The 15550-nt window shown below is 73.1% G+C and carries 14 protein-coding genes and 1 tRNA gene; 7 read left to right on the forward strand and 8 right to left on the reverse strand.

Annotated features, from left to right (window positions below; genetic code table 11):
* The first annotated feature begins 121 nt into the window (after nt 1–121).
* Entirely contained in the window at nt 122–538 is a 417-nt protein-coding gene (locus J2Z33_RS06370) for a hypothetical protein (RefSeq protein ID WP_209839050.1), read from the forward strand.
* 73 nt (nt 539–611) lie between these two features.
* Here the strand turns inward: J2Z33_RS06370 and xseA are convergent, their stop codons facing one another.
* Complete coding sequence (gene xseA / locus J2Z33_RS06375; protein ID WP_209839052.1) at nt 612–2231, reverse strand: exodeoxyribonuclease VII large subunit; 1620 nt, start codon at nt 2229–2231, stop codon at nt 612–614.
* A gap of 77 nt (nt 2232–2308) precedes the next feature.
* On the opposite strand from xseA, the gene purD reads away from it, so the two are divergent.
* From purD to J2Z33_RS06405, 6 genes are all read left to right on the forward strand, one after another.
* On the forward strand, nt 2309–3559 hold the full coding sequence (gene purD, locus J2Z33_RS06380; protein ID WP_209839054.1) for a phosphoribosylamine--glycine ligase: 1251 nt from the start codon (nt 2309–2311) through the stop codon (nt 3557–3559).
* Nucleotides 3560–4354: 795 nt separating this feature from the next.
* Complete coding sequence (gene trpC, locus J2Z33_RS06385) at nt 4355–5164, forward strand: indole-3-glycerol phosphate synthase TrpC (RefSeq protein ID WP_209839056.1); 810 nt, start codon at nt 4355–4357, stop codon at nt 5162–5164.
* On the forward strand, nt 5161–5634 hold the full coding sequence (moaC, locus tag J2Z33_RS06390; protein WP_209839058.1) for a cyclic pyranopterin monophosphate synthase MoaC: 474 nt from the start codon (nt 5161–5163) through the stop codon (nt 5632–5634). Before trpC ends, moaC begins: the two co-directional genes overlap by 4 nt.
* Nucleotides 5631–6806: a molybdopterin molybdotransferase MoeA gene (locus J2Z33_RS06395; RefSeq protein WP_209839059.1), complete on the forward strand. Its 1176-nt coding sequence runs from the start codon at nt 5631–5633 to the stop codon at nt 6804–6806. The genes moaC and J2Z33_RS06395 overlap by 4 nt, the downstream gene beginning before the upstream one ends.
* A 66-nt stretch (nt 6807–6872) precedes the next feature.
* Nucleotides 6873–7568, forward strand: a complete 696-nt coding sequence (gene lexA, locus J2Z33_RS06400; RefSeq protein WP_209839061.1) for a transcriptional repressor LexA — start codon at nt 6873–6875, stop codon at nt 7566–7568.
* A 63-nt stretch (nt 7569–7631) separates the two neighbouring features.
* Nucleotides 7632–7802 (forward strand): hypothetical protein, encoded by a 171-nt coding sequence (locus tag J2Z33_RS06405; protein ID WP_209839064.1) that lies wholly within the window; start codon nt 7632–7634, stop codon nt 7800–7802.
* A 160-nt stretch (nt 7803–7962) separates the two neighbouring features.
* Here the strand turns inward: J2Z33_RS06405 and J2Z33_RS06410 are convergent.
* The 7 genes from J2Z33_RS06410 to argS form a co-directional block, all read right to left on the reverse strand.
* Nucleotides 7963–8038 (reverse strand) — tRNA-Thr (locus J2Z33_RS06410).
* A 261-nt stretch (nt 8039–8299) separates the two neighbouring features.
* Nucleotides 8300–9949: an ABC transporter permease gene (locus J2Z33_RS06415; protein WP_209839066.1), complete on the reverse strand. Its 1650-nt coding sequence runs from the start codon at nt 9947–9949 to the stop codon at nt 8300–8302.
* A gap of 117 nt (nt 9950–10066) precedes the next feature.
* On the reverse strand, nt 10067–10654 hold the full coding sequence (gene scpB / locus J2Z33_RS06420) for an SMC-Scp complex subunit ScpB (protein ID WP_245218615.1): 588 nt from the start codon (nt 10652–10654) through the stop codon (nt 10067–10069).
* Nucleotides 10655–10665: 11 nt separating this feature from the next.
* Nucleotides 10666–11427 (reverse strand): segregation and condensation protein A, encoded by a 762-nt coding sequence (locus J2Z33_RS06425; RefSeq protein ID WP_209839070.1) that lies wholly within the window; start codon nt 11425–11427, stop codon nt 10666–10668.
* Nucleotides 11428–11441: 14 nt separating this feature from the next.
* Entirely contained in the window at nt 11442–12437 is a 996-nt protein-coding gene (locus J2Z33_RS06430) for a glycoside hydrolase family 3 N-terminal domain-containing protein (protein WP_209839072.1), read from the reverse strand.
* Nucleotides 12437–13708 carry an SPOR domain-containing protein gene (locus tag J2Z33_RS06435; protein WP_209839074.1) on the reverse strand — a complete coding sequence of 424 codons (1272 nt, stop codon included), beginning with the start codon at nt 13706–13708 and terminating at the stop codon, nt 12437–12439. The genes J2Z33_RS06430 and J2Z33_RS06435 overlap by 1 nt, the downstream gene beginning before the upstream one ends.
* 75 nt (nt 13709–13783) lie before the next feature.
* Nucleotides 13784–15526: an arginine--tRNA ligase gene (argS, locus tag J2Z33_RS06440; RefSeq protein WP_209839077.1), complete on the reverse strand. Its 1743-nt coding sequence runs from the start codon at nt 15524–15526 to the stop codon at nt 13784–13786.
* Between the last annotated feature and the right edge of the window lie 24 nt (nt 15527–15550).

Raw genomic sequence — 15550 nt, forward strand, 5'->3', positions numbered from 1 at the left:
GAACCCCCACGAATTGCGTCCCCGTCACGTAATCCTTCGGCGCGGCCTTGCAAAGGCACGGTTTCGCCGAGCCCCCTCGCGGCACTGGCGCGTCCACGCGGGCTCTGGCAGGCTCCGCCCCATGCGCGCCCTAGCCCTCCTCCTTCTCCTCGCCAGCCCCGCCGCCGCGCAGCAGGCCCTCACCGCCGAGGAGTTCGAGGCCATCGTCACCGGCCGCACCCTCACCTACGGCGAGCCCGGCCAGACCCCCTACGGGATCGAGCACTACTTCCCCAACCGCCGCGTCACCTGGGCCTTCGCCGATTCGGACGACTGCGTGGAGGGCACCTGGCGCCAGCAGGGCCCGGCCTCCTCGCCCGCGATCTGCTTCGACTACGAGGGCGACATCGAGCCCCAGTGCTGGCGCATCTTCCGCGAAGGCGACGGCCTGCGCGCCGACTACCTGGGCGACGGCCCCTCCGGCGACGCGGCGGGCGGGTCCGTCCTCTACGAGGTGGAGGACGGCGGCGCGCTGGTCTGCGGCGGCGCGGGGGTCTGACGGGCACAGGGGAGGGGCTCCGCCCCTCGGCCCTTCGGGCCTCACCCCGGGATATTTGTAGCCAAAGAAGGGCCTAGAGCAGGCTTCCCTGTTCGGGCGGCGGCTCCGGGGCGCGCTTCTTGGGGGTGGGCGCGGCGGGGCGCTGGCCCACGACGTGCCGGCCATCGGCGAACTGGATCTCCAGGCTCGCGGATCTTGCCGCCGCCTCGGCACTCGTCACCACCTCGCCGTCGCCCCGCACCACCGCGAAGCCGCGCTGCAAGGTCGCCTCGTAGCCCAGCGTCTCGCGCAGCCGGTCCAGCGCATCCAGCCGCTCGCCCAGCCGCGCGACCCGCGCCAGCGGCAGGTCCGGCGTGAACCCCGCCGCCACGCGCCCGAAGTCCGCCCGGCTCCCCGCCAGCGCCCGCCGCGCCACCGGGTCGAGCCGGGGCGCGACCCGCCCCAGCACGTCGCGCCGAAACCGCACCCGCGCCGCCTGCGCCCGGTCGAGCCGCGCGCCCAGATCGTCCAACTCCCGCCGCGCATCCCGCGCCGTCCGTGCCAGCGCCGGGGCGAGCGCCCGCTGCGCCTCCTCCAGCCGCCGCCGCTCGGCCCGCAGGCTCCGCACCAGCACCCCCGTCCCCAGCCGCAGGTCCGCGAGCTTCACCCGCCGCCGCTCGGTCACCGACCGCAGCGCGCGCGGCAGTTGCGCCGCCAGGAAGTCGAGCCGCTGCTGCGCCCCCGCGACCAGCGCCTCGCCCCTCGGCAGCGCGCGGCCCAAGTCCCCCAACCTTTGCCGCCGCCGCTCCACCCCGAAGCGCAGCGCCCGGCCGCCCCGCGCGCCCTGCACCGCGACCCGCTCCACGAGTTCCGCCCGCACCGGCACCGCCATCTCGGCGGCGGCGGTCGGCGTCGGCGCGCGCAGGTCGGCGGCATGGTCGCACAGCGTCGTGTCCGTCTCGTGCCCCACCGCCGAGATGACGGGGATGCGGCTCCCCGCCACCGCCCGCACGACGATCTCCTCGTTGAAGCCCCACAGGTCCTCAATCGACCCGCCGCCGCGCGCCACGATCAGGAGGTCCGGCCTCGGGATCGGCCCGCCGGGGGGCAGCGCGTTGAAGCCCAGCACCGCGCGGGCCACCTCGGGCGCGCAGGCCGCGCCCTGCACCGCCACCGGCCAGACGATCACCCGGCGCGGGAAGCGGTCGCGCAGCCGGTGGAGGATGTCGCGGATCACCGCCCCCGAGGGCGAGGTCACGACCCCGATCACGTCCGGCAGATAGGGCAGCCGCTTCTTGCGCTGGGGATCGAACAACCCCTCCGCCCCCAGCGCCTTCCGCCGGGCCTCCAGTTGCGCCATCAGCGCCCCCACCCCGGCGGGGGCGAGGTCGTCCACGATCATCTGATACTTGGACTGCCCCGGAAAGGTCGTCAGCCGCCCGACGGCGACCATCTCCATCCCCTCCTCGGGCCGCGCCGACAGCCGCGCCGCCTGCCCCTTCCACGACACCGCCGCCAGCACGGAGTTCCCGTCCTTCAGGTCGAAGTAGAGGTGCCCCGAACTGGGGCGCGACACCCGCCCGATCTCGCCGCGCACGCGCACGAACGAGAACTCCCCCTCCACCATCCGCTTCACCGCGCCCGAGATCTCGGACACCGAGTATTCCGGCACGTTGGGGCGGCGCGGGGGGGCGTCGTCGTCGAGGAGGTCCATCGGGCGGCATCCTTGCGGGCTCTGGCCTGCCACCTTAGAACGCCCGGCATCTGAGGCCAACCGGGGGAGCCGCCGCCATGAACATCCTGATCCTCGGCGGGGGCGGCCGCGAGCACGCGCTGGCCTGGGCCGTCAAGCAGAACCCGAAATGCGACCGGCTGATCGCCGCGCCCGGCAACCCCGGGATCGCGCAAGTCGCGGAATGCGCCGCGCTCGACATCCTCGACGGCGACGCCGTGGCGGCCTTCTGCGGCGAGAACGCGGTGGACCTCGTGATCGTCGGCCCCGAGGCCCCCCTCGCCGCCGGCGTCGCCGACCGGCTCCGCGCCGCCGGCCTCCTGGTCTTCGGCCCCTCGCGGGAGGCCGCGCGGCTGGAGGCCTCCAAGGGCTTCACCAAGGAGGTCTGCGACGCCTGTGGCGCGCCCACCGCCTCCTGGGCCGCCTTCTCCGACCTCACCGAGGCGAAGGCCCACGTCGAGCGCGAGGGCGCGCCCATCGTCGTCAAGGCCGACGGCCTCGCCGCCGGCAAGGGCGTGACGGTGGCGCAGACGGTCCCCGAGGCCGTGGCGGCGCTGGAGGCGATCTTCGCCGACGGGGAGGCGCAGGTCGTCATCGAGGAATGCCTCACCGGCGAGGAGGCGTCGTTCTTCGTCCTCTGCGACGGGACGGCGATGCTCCCCTTGGGCACCGCTCAGGACCACAAGCGCGTGGGCGAGGGCGACACCGGACCCAACACGGGGGGCATGGGCGCCTACTCCCCCGCGCCCGTCCTGTCCGACTCCGTCCAGAAGCGGGCGCTGGACGAGATCGTGGGACCGACGCTGGAGGAGATGGCCCGGCGCGGCACCCCCTACCAGGGCGTCCTCTACGCCGGCCTGATGATCGACAACGGCCGTCCCAAGCTCATCGAGTACAACGTCCGTTTCGGCGACCCCGAGGCGCAGGTGCTGATGATGCGCCTCGGCGGCCAGGCGCTCGACCTCATCCAGGCCTGCGCCGAGGGGCGGCTTTCGGAGGTCCAGGCCCATTGGGCCGACGACCACGCCCTGACGGTCGTGCTGGCCGCCCACGGCTACCCCGGCACGCCCGAGACGGGCGGCATCATCCAGGGCCTCGATGCCCTCCCCGAGACCTCCGAGGCCATGGTCTTCCACGCCGGCACGGCGGAGAGCGACGGCCGCCTCGTCGCCAAGGGCGGCCGGGTCCTCAACGTCACAGCGCGGGGCTCCACCCTGCGCGAGGCCCGCGACCGCGCCTACGCCATGCTGGACCGCATCGAGGCCCCGAGCCTCTTCTGCCGCCGCGACATCGGCTGGCGCGCGCTCTGACGCAGGGCGGCCCCCGCGTCCACCGCCGAGGGGGGCTCTGCCCCCCGTCTCCTGCGGAGCCTCCCCCCGGGATACTTGGAGCCAAAGAAGGCCAAGGCGCGCAGCGGCGCGGCGCGCGCCCGGTGCGGCCCCGTGCTGTCCCGCCGGGCGGGCCTCCGCCCGCCACGGCCGCGCCGGTGGAGCGGGCGGCCCGTCCCGCATCCAGTCCCGCGCTGGGGCGCCTCCCAGTTCCGACTCACCTTCGCGCGTGGCACGGCCCTTCGGGGTGTTGCGCGGATCGCGCCCGACCGTTCGTTGCTGACACTCCGGGTTAACGCTTCCGTGCGATTCTCTCCCTCGCACGACCACACGCAGCGGCTCCCCCGCCGCACGGCCCGGCCCTCCCGCAGGGGCGGCCGGCCGGCCCCGACGGCGGGGGGCGGAAAGGAGAGACGAGAGACGAAGAGCGAGCCCGGCCCCGACAAGGCCGGGCGCGAGACACACGCGATGGGCCAGGAGCGGCCAGATATCCGGCCAGGGTGGGAGAGACGCAGCCTCCGGCACGCCTCCGCCCTCGATGCCCTTGGACCCAGCCCGCTAAATAGCGGCCGGTGCTCCCGCTCGCGCGCCCCTGGTCCCCGCGAGCCCGGGAGTGAACCCGGAGGCCTCGCGGGGATTTAGTCTGTCCGAGACTCCCCCCCTTCTTTGGCTCCAAGCATCCCGGGGTGAAGCCCCGAAGGGGCGAGGGGCAGAGCCCCTGGGGGCCGAATCCCGAGCGCCTTTCCAACCCTCCTCCCCCCCGCTATGTGTCCGTTCATGGACACGCTTTCCCGCATCCGCGCCTACAAGCTCGAGGAGATCGCCGCCCGCAAGGCTGCGCTCCCGCTCTCCGACCTGGAGGCCGAGGCGCGCGCCGCCTCCGCTCCCCGAGGCTTCGCCAGGGCGCTGGCCGAAGCCTCGCGCAAGGGCTACGGCCTGATCGCCGAGATCAAGAAGGCCTCGCCCTCCAGGGGCCTGATCCGCGCCGACTTCGACCCGCCGGCGCTGGCCCGCGCCTATGCCGAAGGGGGCGCCGCCTGCCTCTCGGTCCTGACCGACGCGCCGTCGTTCCAGGGCGCCGACGCCTTCCTCGTCGCCGCCCGCGCCGCCGTGACGCTTCCGGTCCTCCGCAAGGACTTCCTTTACGATCCCTGGCAGGTGACCGAATCCCGCGGCCTCGGCGCCGACTGCGTGCTCCTCATCCTCGCCAGCCTGTCCGACGCCCAGGCCGCCGAATTGGAAGCCGCCGCCCGCGACTGGGGCATGGACGTGCTCATCGAGGTCCACGACGAGGCCGAGCTGGAGCGGGCCACCCGTCTCGCCTCGCCGCTCATCGGCATCAACAACCGCGACCTCAAGACCTTCGAGGTCTCTCTCGACGTGACGCGGAGGCTCGCCCGCCACGTCCCGGCCGACCGCACCATCGTCGCCGAGAGCGGGCTGTCCACGCCGCAGGACCTGGCCGACCTCGCCCGCTACGGCGCCCGAGCGTTCCTCGTGGGCGAGAGCCTGATGCGCGAGGAGGACGTGGCCGCCGCGACGCGCCGGCTGCTCGCCTCGCCCATGTCGGCGGCGGGCGGGCTGTGAGCCTGACCCATTTCGGCGAGGACGGCGCGGCGCGGATGGTGGACGTCTCCGCCAAGCCCGAGACCGCCCGGATCGCGGTGGCGGAAGGGGTGCTGGCGATGGCCCCCGCGACGCTGGCGCTGGTGCGCGAGGGCCGGGTCGGCAAGGGCGACGCCCTGGGCGTGGCGCGCATCGCCGGCATCATGGCCGCCAAGCGCACCGCCGACCTGATCCCGCTCTGCCACCCGCTGCCGCTGTCGCAGGTGGCGCTCGACCTCGACCCCGACGACGCGATCCCCGGCGTCCGCCTTGCGGCGACCGTCCGCACGACGGGCCGGACCGGCGTGGAGATGGAGGCGCTCACCGCCGTCTCGGTCGCGGCGCTGACGCTCTACGACATGCTCAAGGCCGCCGACAAAGGTATGGTCATCGGCGGGGTCCGGGTCCGGCTCAAGGATGGCGGCGCCTCGGGCCGCCACGAGATGCCGTGATCCCGGTCGCCGAGGCGCTGGACCGGCTCTTCGCCCTGGTGCCCCCGCCGCGCGAGGAGGAAGCGCCGCTCTCCGGGGCGCTGGGCCGCGTCCTGCTGCGCCCCGCGACGGCCTTGCGCGACCAGCCGCCCTTCGCCGCCTCGGCCATGGACGGCTACGCCCTGCGCGCCGCGGATGCCCGTCCCGGCGCGCGCCTGCGGATCGTCGGCGAAGCCGCCGCCGGGCGCGGCCTCGCCGGCCGGGTCGGCCCGGGCGAGGCCGCGCGCATCCTCACCGGCGCGCCGCTCCCCGAGGGGGCGGAGGCCGTGGTGATCCAGGAGGAGGTGACCCGCGAGGAGGGCTGGATCGCGCTCTCGCCCACGGCCGTCGCCGGCCACGTGCGCCCGCGCGGGAACGATTTCGCCGCTGGCGCCGCGCTGAGGCCGCCCCGTCGCCTGTCGCCCGCCGACATCGCCCTGATCGCCGCCTTCGGGCGATCTCGGGTCGCCGTCGCCCGCCGGCCCGAGGTCGCGATCCTGTCCACCGGCGACGAACTGGTCCTCCCCGGCGAGGACCCCAACCCCGACCAGATATTCGCCGCCAACGCCTTTGGCCTCCAGGCGATGCTGCTGGCCGAGGGCGCGCGGCCTCGTGTCCTGCCGATCGCCGCCGACCGCCCCGAGGCGCTGGCCTTCGCCCTCGACCTGGCACGAGGCGCGGACCTCGTGCTGACCATCGGTGGGGCCTCGGTCGGCGACCACGACCTCGTGGCGCCCGCCGTTCGGGCGGCGGGGGCCGAGATCGACTTCCACAAGGTCGCGATGCGGCCGGGCAAGCCGCTGCTCGCCGGGCGGATGCCGGACGGGGCGATGCTGCTCGGGCTGCCGGGGAACCCTGTCTCCGCGATGGTCTGCGGGGCGATCTTCCTGCGCCCGGTCGTCCGCGCCCTGATGGGGCTGCCGGCCGGCCCCGCGCCGCGCCAGCGCGTGACCCTGGCGGCTCCCCTGCCGTCGGGCGGCCCGCGCGAGCACTACCTGCGCGGGCGCCGCGCCCCCGATGGGACGGTCGCCCCGTTCGACCGGCAGGACTCCTCGCTGCTGAGCGTGTTGGCCGAGGCCGACGGGCTGATCGTGCAGCCGCCCTCCTCACCCGCCCTGATGGCCGGTCAGGAGGTCGAGTTCGTTTCGTTTTGAGGGAACGGCTTGACACAAAACGGGAACGCCCCCAGAACATAGGCAGCTAGCTCTGAGGTTGTCCGGATGTTGACCAAGAAACAGCTCGATCTGTTGGAGTTCATCGACCGGCGCCTCCAGCGCGACGGCGTGCCACCCTCCTTCGACGAGATGAAGGAAGCGCTCGACCTGCGAAGCAAGTCGGGAATTCACCGCCTGATCACCGCACTTGAGGAGCGGGGCTTCATCCGGCGAATGCCCCATCGCGCCCGCGCTCTGGAGATCGTGAAGATGCCGGACATCCTGGCGGAGCGGAGCGGCCGGGGCGGCTTCACGCCCCGGGTCATCGCCGGCGACCGCGCCTCTTCGTCGCGGACGGCGAGGGGTCTCGACAGCGGGGGCGCAGAGGAGATCCCGGTGATGGGCCGCATCGCCGCGGGCGTCCCGATCGCCGCGATCAGCGAGGTCGCCCGGCATGTCGCGGTCCCCCAGTCGATGCTCTCGACGGGAGAGCATTACGCTCTCGAGGTGCGAGGGGACTCGATGAAGGACGCCGGCATCAACGACGGCGACGTCGTGGTGATCCGCGAGACGACGGTCGCCGACAACGGGAACATCGTCGTGGCCCTGGTGGACAGCCAGGAGGCGACGCTGAAGCGGATCCGCCGCGAGAAGGGCATGGTGGCGCTGGAGGCCGCGAACCCGGCCTACGAGACCCGCCTCCTGACCGAGGATCGGGTGAAGGTGCAGGGCCGCCTCGTTGGCCTGATCCGCACCTACTGAGCGCCGGGCCTTTGGGCCCGCCGCACCGCTCGTGAAAGCTCAAACGGGAAGGTGTCAGAACAAATGATGAACAAGGACAACATCACGGTCGAGGCCGAGGACACTTTCCCTGCCGCGTGGCGATCGGTCGGCACGGTGGCGGCCCTGTTGGCTGCCCGGGCGGAAGCCGAACGCGGCCAGCGGAATCACCACGAGGTGCCCGGCTTCGTTCCCGTAGCCTGGGCGGCTGAATAGGCTCAGGCGTTCTGGATGTCGTCGGGGCGCGACCGATCTGACGCGCGTGTCCACACCGTGAATGCGCCTACGGCTTTGGAATTTCGCTGCGCCGCATCGACTCCGCCCTCACAGGATCACCGGTTTCGGGCTTGGAAAACTTGGCCCGCCCCCGTGTTCGTGGTGCCCCCAGACGGACTTGAACCGCCGACCTTCTGATTACAAATCAGCTGCTCTACCGGCTGAGCTATGGGGGCCGCCCATGCGACTACGATGCGGCTCCCCGCGATGCAAGCGTGACACGCTGGGGGTTCACCGGCGGGGATGCGTCGGTTGGATCGGTTGGTGTTCCCTTCGAAGCAAGGGCGCCGGGTTTAGCTCTCCTGCCCTTCACATCCCAACGGCGCGGACTGGCCGGCACCGGACCGGGATGGAGCGGAGCCGCTGACCGTCCCAGGATATTGCTGCCGGTGGCGCGATCACCCCGAGGCTGGCTCCCCAGCATCGGGGATGGAGGATCAGCGCGTGCTGCGAGCCAGGAGGATCGTCGCGGCAAGGCCGACCAAGGTGATGGTGAGGGCCGCGGGCGCGGCTTCGGACAGGGCTTCGAGGCTGGCCTTGGCCTGCACGCGCGTCGCCAGCGTCTCGAAGTTGAACGGCCTGAGCAGCAACGTGGCAGGCAGTTCCTTGACGCAGTCCACGAAGACGAGGAGCAGGGCCGAACCCAGGGAAGCTCGGGCTAGCGGCAGGTGGATGGCCCGCAGCGTCCCGCCCGCCGTTCGTCCGAGCGACCGCGAGGCCATCGGCAGCGAGGGCGAGATCCGGGCCAGGGTGGCGTCCGCCGTCCCCTGCGTCACGGCGAAGAAGCGGACCACATAGGCCAAGGTCAGCGCCGCCGAGGTGCCCGTCAGCAGCAATCCCGGGTCCGTCCCGGTGAGCGCAAGCACACCGTCCGCCAGCGTGTTGTCCAGGGCGACCAGCGGGATCAGCATCCCGATCCCGAGCACTGCGCCCGGGACGGCGTAGCCGATGGCGGTGACCGGAAGCAGCAGAACCGGCAATCGCCGTCCGGACAGGCGTGCCCCATAGACCATCACGACCCCCATCGCCACGCACAGGACCGACGCGGTCAGGCCCACGGCAAGCGTGTGCCACAGCGCCCGGAGCAGCCCGGGCTCGACCCATTGCTCCGCATCGAGCGAGTTGGCCAGGAGAACGCCCGCCGGCAGGACGAATCCGCCTCCGAACGGCAGGAGGCAGGCCAGCATGGCGAGCCAGCCTTGCCAACCCGACAGCGCCTGGACCGCGACGGGCCGGAGCGCCCGGGCCGAGCCGTGGGTGCGGACACGGCGGCGGCTCGCCTTCTCCAGCGTGACCAGCGCCACGACCAGCACGAGGACACAGGCGGCGATCTGCGCCGCCCCGGCCAGGTTACCGGCCTGCAACCAGATCGAGAAGATGCCGGTCGTCAGCGTCTGCACGGCAAAGTAGTCCACCGCGCCGAAGTCGTTCACCGTCTCCATCATCACCACCGCCGCCCCGGCGGCGATAGCGGGACGGGCGAGAGGCAGGCCCACGCGGACGAAGCGGGCGACCGGTCCGACCCCCAGCGCACGCGCGACCTCGTAGACCGCGCCCGACTGCTCGCGGAAGGCCGCCCGGGTCAGGAGGTAGACATAGGGGTAAAAGGCGCCGGACAGGACCAGGATGGCCGCGCCGCGCGTGCGGATCTCGGGGAACCAGTAGTCGCGCGCCGACTGCCAGCCGAAGACGGAGCGAAGGGCGATCTGCACGGGACCGGAGTATTCGAGGAAATCGACGAGGGCATAGGCCCCGACATACGCCGGCACGGCCATGGGCAGCAGGAGCGCCCATTGCAGCCAGTCGCGTCCCGGGAAGCGGTAGAGCGTCACCAGCCAGGCCGCCCCCGTGCCGACGGCCGAGGTGAGGAGGCCCACCCCGACCATGAGGACCAGCGTGTTGGCCGCGTAGCGGGGCAGCGTCGTCGACAGCAGATGGGGCCAGATGTCCCAGCCACCCTGGCCCGCGATCCAGAACACCGACAGCACCGGCAGGAGCACCAGCGACGCAATGGCCAAGGCCGCCAGGGACCAGGGATCGGCGCGTCGCCGCGCCGTCTGGCCAGCTTGATTGATCCGCACAACCATGGCGGCGGGTCCTAGCGGGAACCGGCTCCGCTGTCGAGGCGCCGGCCTGAACCCGGCGTGCCACGAAGCAGGTGGCGGAGCTTGGGGCGGTCCCGAGCGCCTGCGCCGCGATGCGCCTCAAGGCTTCGGATCGGGGAGCGACAGCGCCTCCTGCACCGTGGGATCGCCCAGGAATCCCGCCGCCCTCAGGTCGGCGAGGTTGGGAAGGTCGGCGGGGCTCTCCAGGCCGAAGTGGTCGAGGAAGGCGTCGGTGGTGACATAGGTCGCGGGGCGGCCGGGCGTGGGACGGCGGCGTCCGAGGCGGACCCAGCCCAGTTCCACGAGCTGGTCGAGCGTGCCACGCGAGACGGAGACGCCCCGGACCTCCTCGATCTCGGCACGAGTCGCCGGGCCGTGGTAGGCAACCACGGCCAGCGTCTCGATGGCCGCGCGGGAGAGCCTGCGCGTTTCCACCACCTCGCGCACCAGGAGGTGGCGAAGGTCGGGCGCGGTGCGGAAGGCGTAGGTTCCACCAGCGCGCAGGAGGTTAACCCCCCTGCCCTCGTAGGTCCCCTGCAGCCGCAGGAGCGCCGGGCGCGGATCGCAGCCGGGGGGCAGACGCTCGGCGATTTCCGCGACGGTCAGCGGCGCGAGCGCGGCGAAGAGGATCGCCTCGACCATGCGGTCGATCTCCTCGGGCGCGAGATCTCGGGGCTCGGGAATCATGGCGTCTGCAATCATGGGGCGGAGCGGGCGCGGAGGTGGATGGGGGCGAAGTCGGCGTCCTGGCGAATCTCGGCCAAACCTTCGCGCACCAGTTCGAGGGCCGCGGCGAAGGTGGCCGCCGTGGCGGCGCGGCGGCGTGAGCCGGACTCGGCCCAGCCCGGGGGAAGCCAGTCGCGAAGGTCGTTCCAGTCGGCCCAATCGCCGATGAGCGGGCGGAGGCGGTCGAGCGCCTGCTCCATGGTGTAGACGCCGACGCGGTCGAAGGCGAAGGGGCGGAAGTCGTCGCGGGTGCGCAGGCGCGCGTAGGCGGAGAGGAGGTCGTGCAGGCTGGCGGTGAACTCGGTGCGGCGGGTGTCCTCGGCCGTCTCGGGCTGCCCCCGCGCGAGACGGTCGCGGCCGAGGCGTGGGCGGTCGAGAAGCTGGCGGGCGGCGTCGCGCATCGCCTCCAGCCGGGCGAGGCGGAGGGCGAGGTCGCGGGCGAGGTCCTCGGCAGGGGGTTCCTCCGAGGGCTCCTCGGGGAGGAGGAGGCGGGACTTCAGGTAGGCGAGCCAGGCGGCCATCACGAGGTAGTCGGCGGCCAGCTCGATCCGGTGGCGGGCGGCGCGCTCCATGAAGGCGAGATACTGGCGGGCGAGGGCGAGGATGCTGATCTCGCGCAGGTCCACCTTCTGGCTCCGCGCGAGGGTCAGGAGGAGGTCCAGCGGCCCCTCGAAGCCGTCCACGTCCACGACCAGCGTCTCGGGGATCGCGGGGGCGAGGGCCGTGCCGTCCATCTAGGCCGATCCAGTCATGCGGATTCGGGCAGGAGGTCGGCCAGCTCCTCGACCAGGGCGGCGGTGTCGGCGGGCACGGGCGGGCGGCGGAGCGCGAGGGCGCGGGCGGCGCGGGACTCGGCGGCCCCGGCGAGGGGCGGGGTGACGGAGGCGACCCGTTCGAGGTCGGGCCGTTCGCCCTTGCAGTAGAGCACGAGGTCGACGCCGGCGGCGAGGGAGGCCGTCGCGCGCTCGGCCATGGTGCCGGAGAGCGCCTCCATGCCGATGTCGTCGGTCATCAGGAGGCCGTCGAATCCGATGCGGTCGCGGATGAGGCGGATCGCGTCGGGCGAGGTCGTGCAGGGACGGTCGGGGTCCACGGCGTCGAGGACGATGTGGGCGGTCATCGCCATGGGCAGGTCGCGCAGCGCCCGGAAGGGGGCGAAGTCGCGGGATTCGAGGTCCGCGAGGGGGGCCGAGACGCGGGGGAGGTCGAGGTGGCTGTCCACGACGGCGCGGCCGTAGCCGGGGACGTGCTTGAGGACGGGGAGGACGCCGCCAGCCAGCATCGCCTCGGCGGCCGTGCGGGCGGCGGCGGTGACGGTGGGCACGTCCGACCCATACAGGCGGTTGAGGAGGACGGGGTGGGTGTCGGGCTCCACGAGGTCCGCCAGGGGGGCGCAGTTCACGTCGATGCCGACGTCGTGGAGCTCGGCCGCGATAAGGCGATTGCGGACCCATTGGGCGCGCAGAGGATCGGCGGCCTGCCGCATCTGGTCGAGCGCGGGGAGGTAGTCGCGCCAGAAGGGCGGGCGAAGGCGCTGGACGCGGCCCCCCTCCTGGTCGATCAGGATGGGGGCGTCACGGCCCACCGCCTCGCGCAGGCTCGCCGTAAGTCGGCGGAGCTGGACGGGGTTCTCCACGTTGCGGGCGAAGAGGATGAAGCCCCAGGGGTCGGCGTCGCGGAGGAAGCCGCGCTCCCAATCGTCGAGGGCGGGACCCCCGACGCCGAGGATCGCGGCCCCAGGCATCAGTCGGCCGTGACCGGGATGCAGTCCGCGCCGTCCGCCGTCAGCGCCGCGCAGAGGCGGCGGGCGTCGGCACGGTCGGCGAAGCCGGTGGCGCGCAGGCGGAAGAAGGTGCGGCCGCCGCTCTGGGCCTCTTGGATGACCTGCGTGCGCGAGCCGAGGAGCGCGCCGAACGCGCCGCTGAGGCGCTGCCATTCGGAGGCGGCGATCTCGGCCGAGTCGTAGGCGCCGAGCTGGATCATCTGGGTGCCGGCGGCGACGGTGGAGGTGGCAACCGGCTCGGGCGCGGGAGCGGCCTCGGCGGCGGGGGCCGGAGCGGCGAGCGCTGCGGCGAGGGTCGCCGGGCGGGTGCGGGGCAGGAGCGCGGTGGCGACGCCTGGGACGCTGGCGGGGATCACGGCCACGGTGTCGGGGGCCGGCGCGGCGCCGACGGCGTCCTCGGGCGCGACGGTGACTGTGGCTTGCGGGGCGGGGGCGTCCATGGGAACCGCATCGGCGGTGGGTGGCGCGGGCGGGATCACGATGGCCGAAGGGGCAGCCGTCGCAGGCGCGGCGGCGGGCGTCGGGGCCGGAGCATCGGCGGTGGCGGCCGAGACCTGGTCGGCGAAGGCCAGCACCTCGTCCTGCGTGAGCGGGCGGCCGCTGGGGATGATGGACCCCTGGCCGGTCGGCACCGGGGCCACCTCGGCGGGCAACCGCTCGCCGGCCTCGGCGGTGGTCTGGGCGACCTCCAGATCCTCCTTGGAAAGACCGGGCGTGGGCGGCGCGAGCATCAGCACGTCCGAGGGCGGCGCGGCGGTGCCGGCGGCGGGGATGGCGTTCACGGCGAGCCCCTGGGAGGGCACGACCTCGCCGCCCGGGTCGGCGGGGACGATCCGTAGCGGGCCTTCGGCGGCGGCGACCACCGGCAGGCCCAGCACCTCGCGCAAGACGAGCTTGTAGCCCCAGATCCCGATTCCGGCGACGAGCGCGACGGACAGGGCGCCACCGGCCGCCCAGGCAGCGAGCCGCGCCTTGGCGAGTGGGCCGCCCTCCCTCGCGTTGAACTCGGCCAGCGCGGCGTAGGCCGGAGCGGGCGAGGACGCGGCCGCCGGGCCCGTGATGGAGGGCGCCGGGCGGTCGGGCCCGAATCGTTCAGGTGCCGATCGCTCGGCACGTGGGACCGGATTCGGGGCCTTGATCGGGGCCGCGCCGGGGGCGGCGTCGCGGGGCGCCCGCTGGTCGCGGGTCGCGCCGAGCGCGCCGAAACTGGAGTTGGCGGTCCAATCAGCCATGCCGTGCCTCTCGCTCTGCTCGCGCCCCTCTGGACGGGGGCGTCGTCTGCCTCGTGGGCCCGGTGCGGCGCGCCTCTAGCGCATCTCGTTCGCCGGGGTCACGCCAAGGATACCGAGGCCCTGCGCGATGACAACCGCGACCGCCCGCACCAGCGCGATCTTGGCGCGGGTTGTGTCCGCGTCGCCCTCCTGCAGGAACCGCAGGGAGGGGTCGTCGTTGCCCCGGTTCCAGAGCGAGTGGAAGTCGGAGGCCAAGTCGTAGAGATAGAAGGCGATCCGGTGCGGCTCCATGCCCTTGGCCGCGATCTCCACGAGGCGGGGCCATTCGCCCAGCGCGCGGGTTACCTTCAGCTCCGATTCGTGGCCGAGGCGCGACAGGTCCGCCAAGGAAAGTGCGTCCGCCCCCACGTCGATCCCGGATTCGGCGGCCTTTCGCAGAACCGACTGCGCGCGGGCGTGGGCGTACTGGACATAGAAGACAGGGTTGTCCTTGGACTGCTCGGTCACCTTGTCGAAGTCGAAGTCGAGCGGCGCGTCGTTCTTGCGCGTCAGCATGGCGAAGCGGGTCACGTCGGGACCCACCTCCTCCACCACGTCGCGCAGGGTGACGAAGGTGCCCGACCGCTTGGACATCTTCACCGGCTCGCCGTTCTTCATCAGCTTGACGAGCTGCATCAGCTTGAACTCGATGGGGACGCGGCCGTTCGTCAGCGCGGCGACGGCGGCCTTCATGCGCTTGACGTAGCCGCCATGGTCGGCGCCGAACACGTCCACGAGGAGGTCGAAGCCGCGCTGGGTCTTGTCGTAGTGATAGGCGATGTCGGGGGCGAAGTAGGTCCAGGACCCGTCGGACTTCATCACCGGGCGGTCCACGTCGTCGCCGTGGAGCGTGGAGCGGAAGAGGGTCTGCTCGCGCGGCTCCCAGTCCTCGGGGAGCTTGCCCTTGGGGGGCTCCAGCGTGCCCTCGTAGATGAGGCCCTGGGCGCGGAGGCGGCCGATGGCCTCCTCGATACGGCCGGTGCCGTAGAGGGCCTTCTCGGACGAATAGACATCCATCTGCACGCCAAGAAGGGCGAGGTCGGCGCGGATCATCTCCATCATCGCCTGGGTCGCGAGGTCGCGGACGGCGACCAGCCATTCGGATTCGGGGGCGTTCAGGAGGGAGTCGCCGTACTTGTCCTTCAGCGCCTCGCCCACGGGCACGAGGTAGTCGCCGGGATACAGCCCCTCGGCGATCTCGGGCGACAGGCCGTTGGCTTCGCGGTAGCGCTCGAAGGCGGAGCGGGCGAGGACGTCCACCTGCGCGCCGCCGTCGTTGATGTAGTATTCGCGCGTCACGTCCCAGCCGGCGAAGGCGAGGAGCCGGGCGAGGGCGTCGCCGAAGACCGCGCCGCGCGTATGTCCGACGTGCATGGGGCCGGTGGGGTTGGCCGAGACGAACTCGACGTTGACGCGGCGGCCCTGCCCCAGCGTGGAGCGGCCGAAGGCGGGGTCGGTGAGGACGGCGCGGACGACGCCCTGCCAGACGGCGGGCGCGAGGCGGAGGTTGAGGAAGCCGGGGCCGGCGGGCTCGGCCGACAGGATGCGGGGGTCGTGGCGCAGCCGTTCGGCCAGTTGGTCCGCGAGGGCGCGGGGGTTCTGGCCGGCGGGCTTGGCCAGGACCATGGCGGCGTTGGTGGCCATGTCGCCGTGGCCGGGGTCGCGGGGCGGCTCCACGGCGATGGCGTCCAGCGGCAGGCCCTCCGGCAGGCGGCCCTCGCGCGCGAGCCCGTCCACGGCGTCGAGGACGAGGGAACGGATGTCGGCGAAAAGGTTCATGGCGAAGGGTCCCCCCGGAGTTGA

The organism is Rubellimicrobium aerolatum (genome assembly GCF_017872975.1).
Classification (GTDB): Bacteria; Pseudomonadota; Alphaproteobacteria; order Rhodobacterales; family Rhodobacteraceae; genus Rubellimicrobium; species Rubellimicrobium aerolatum.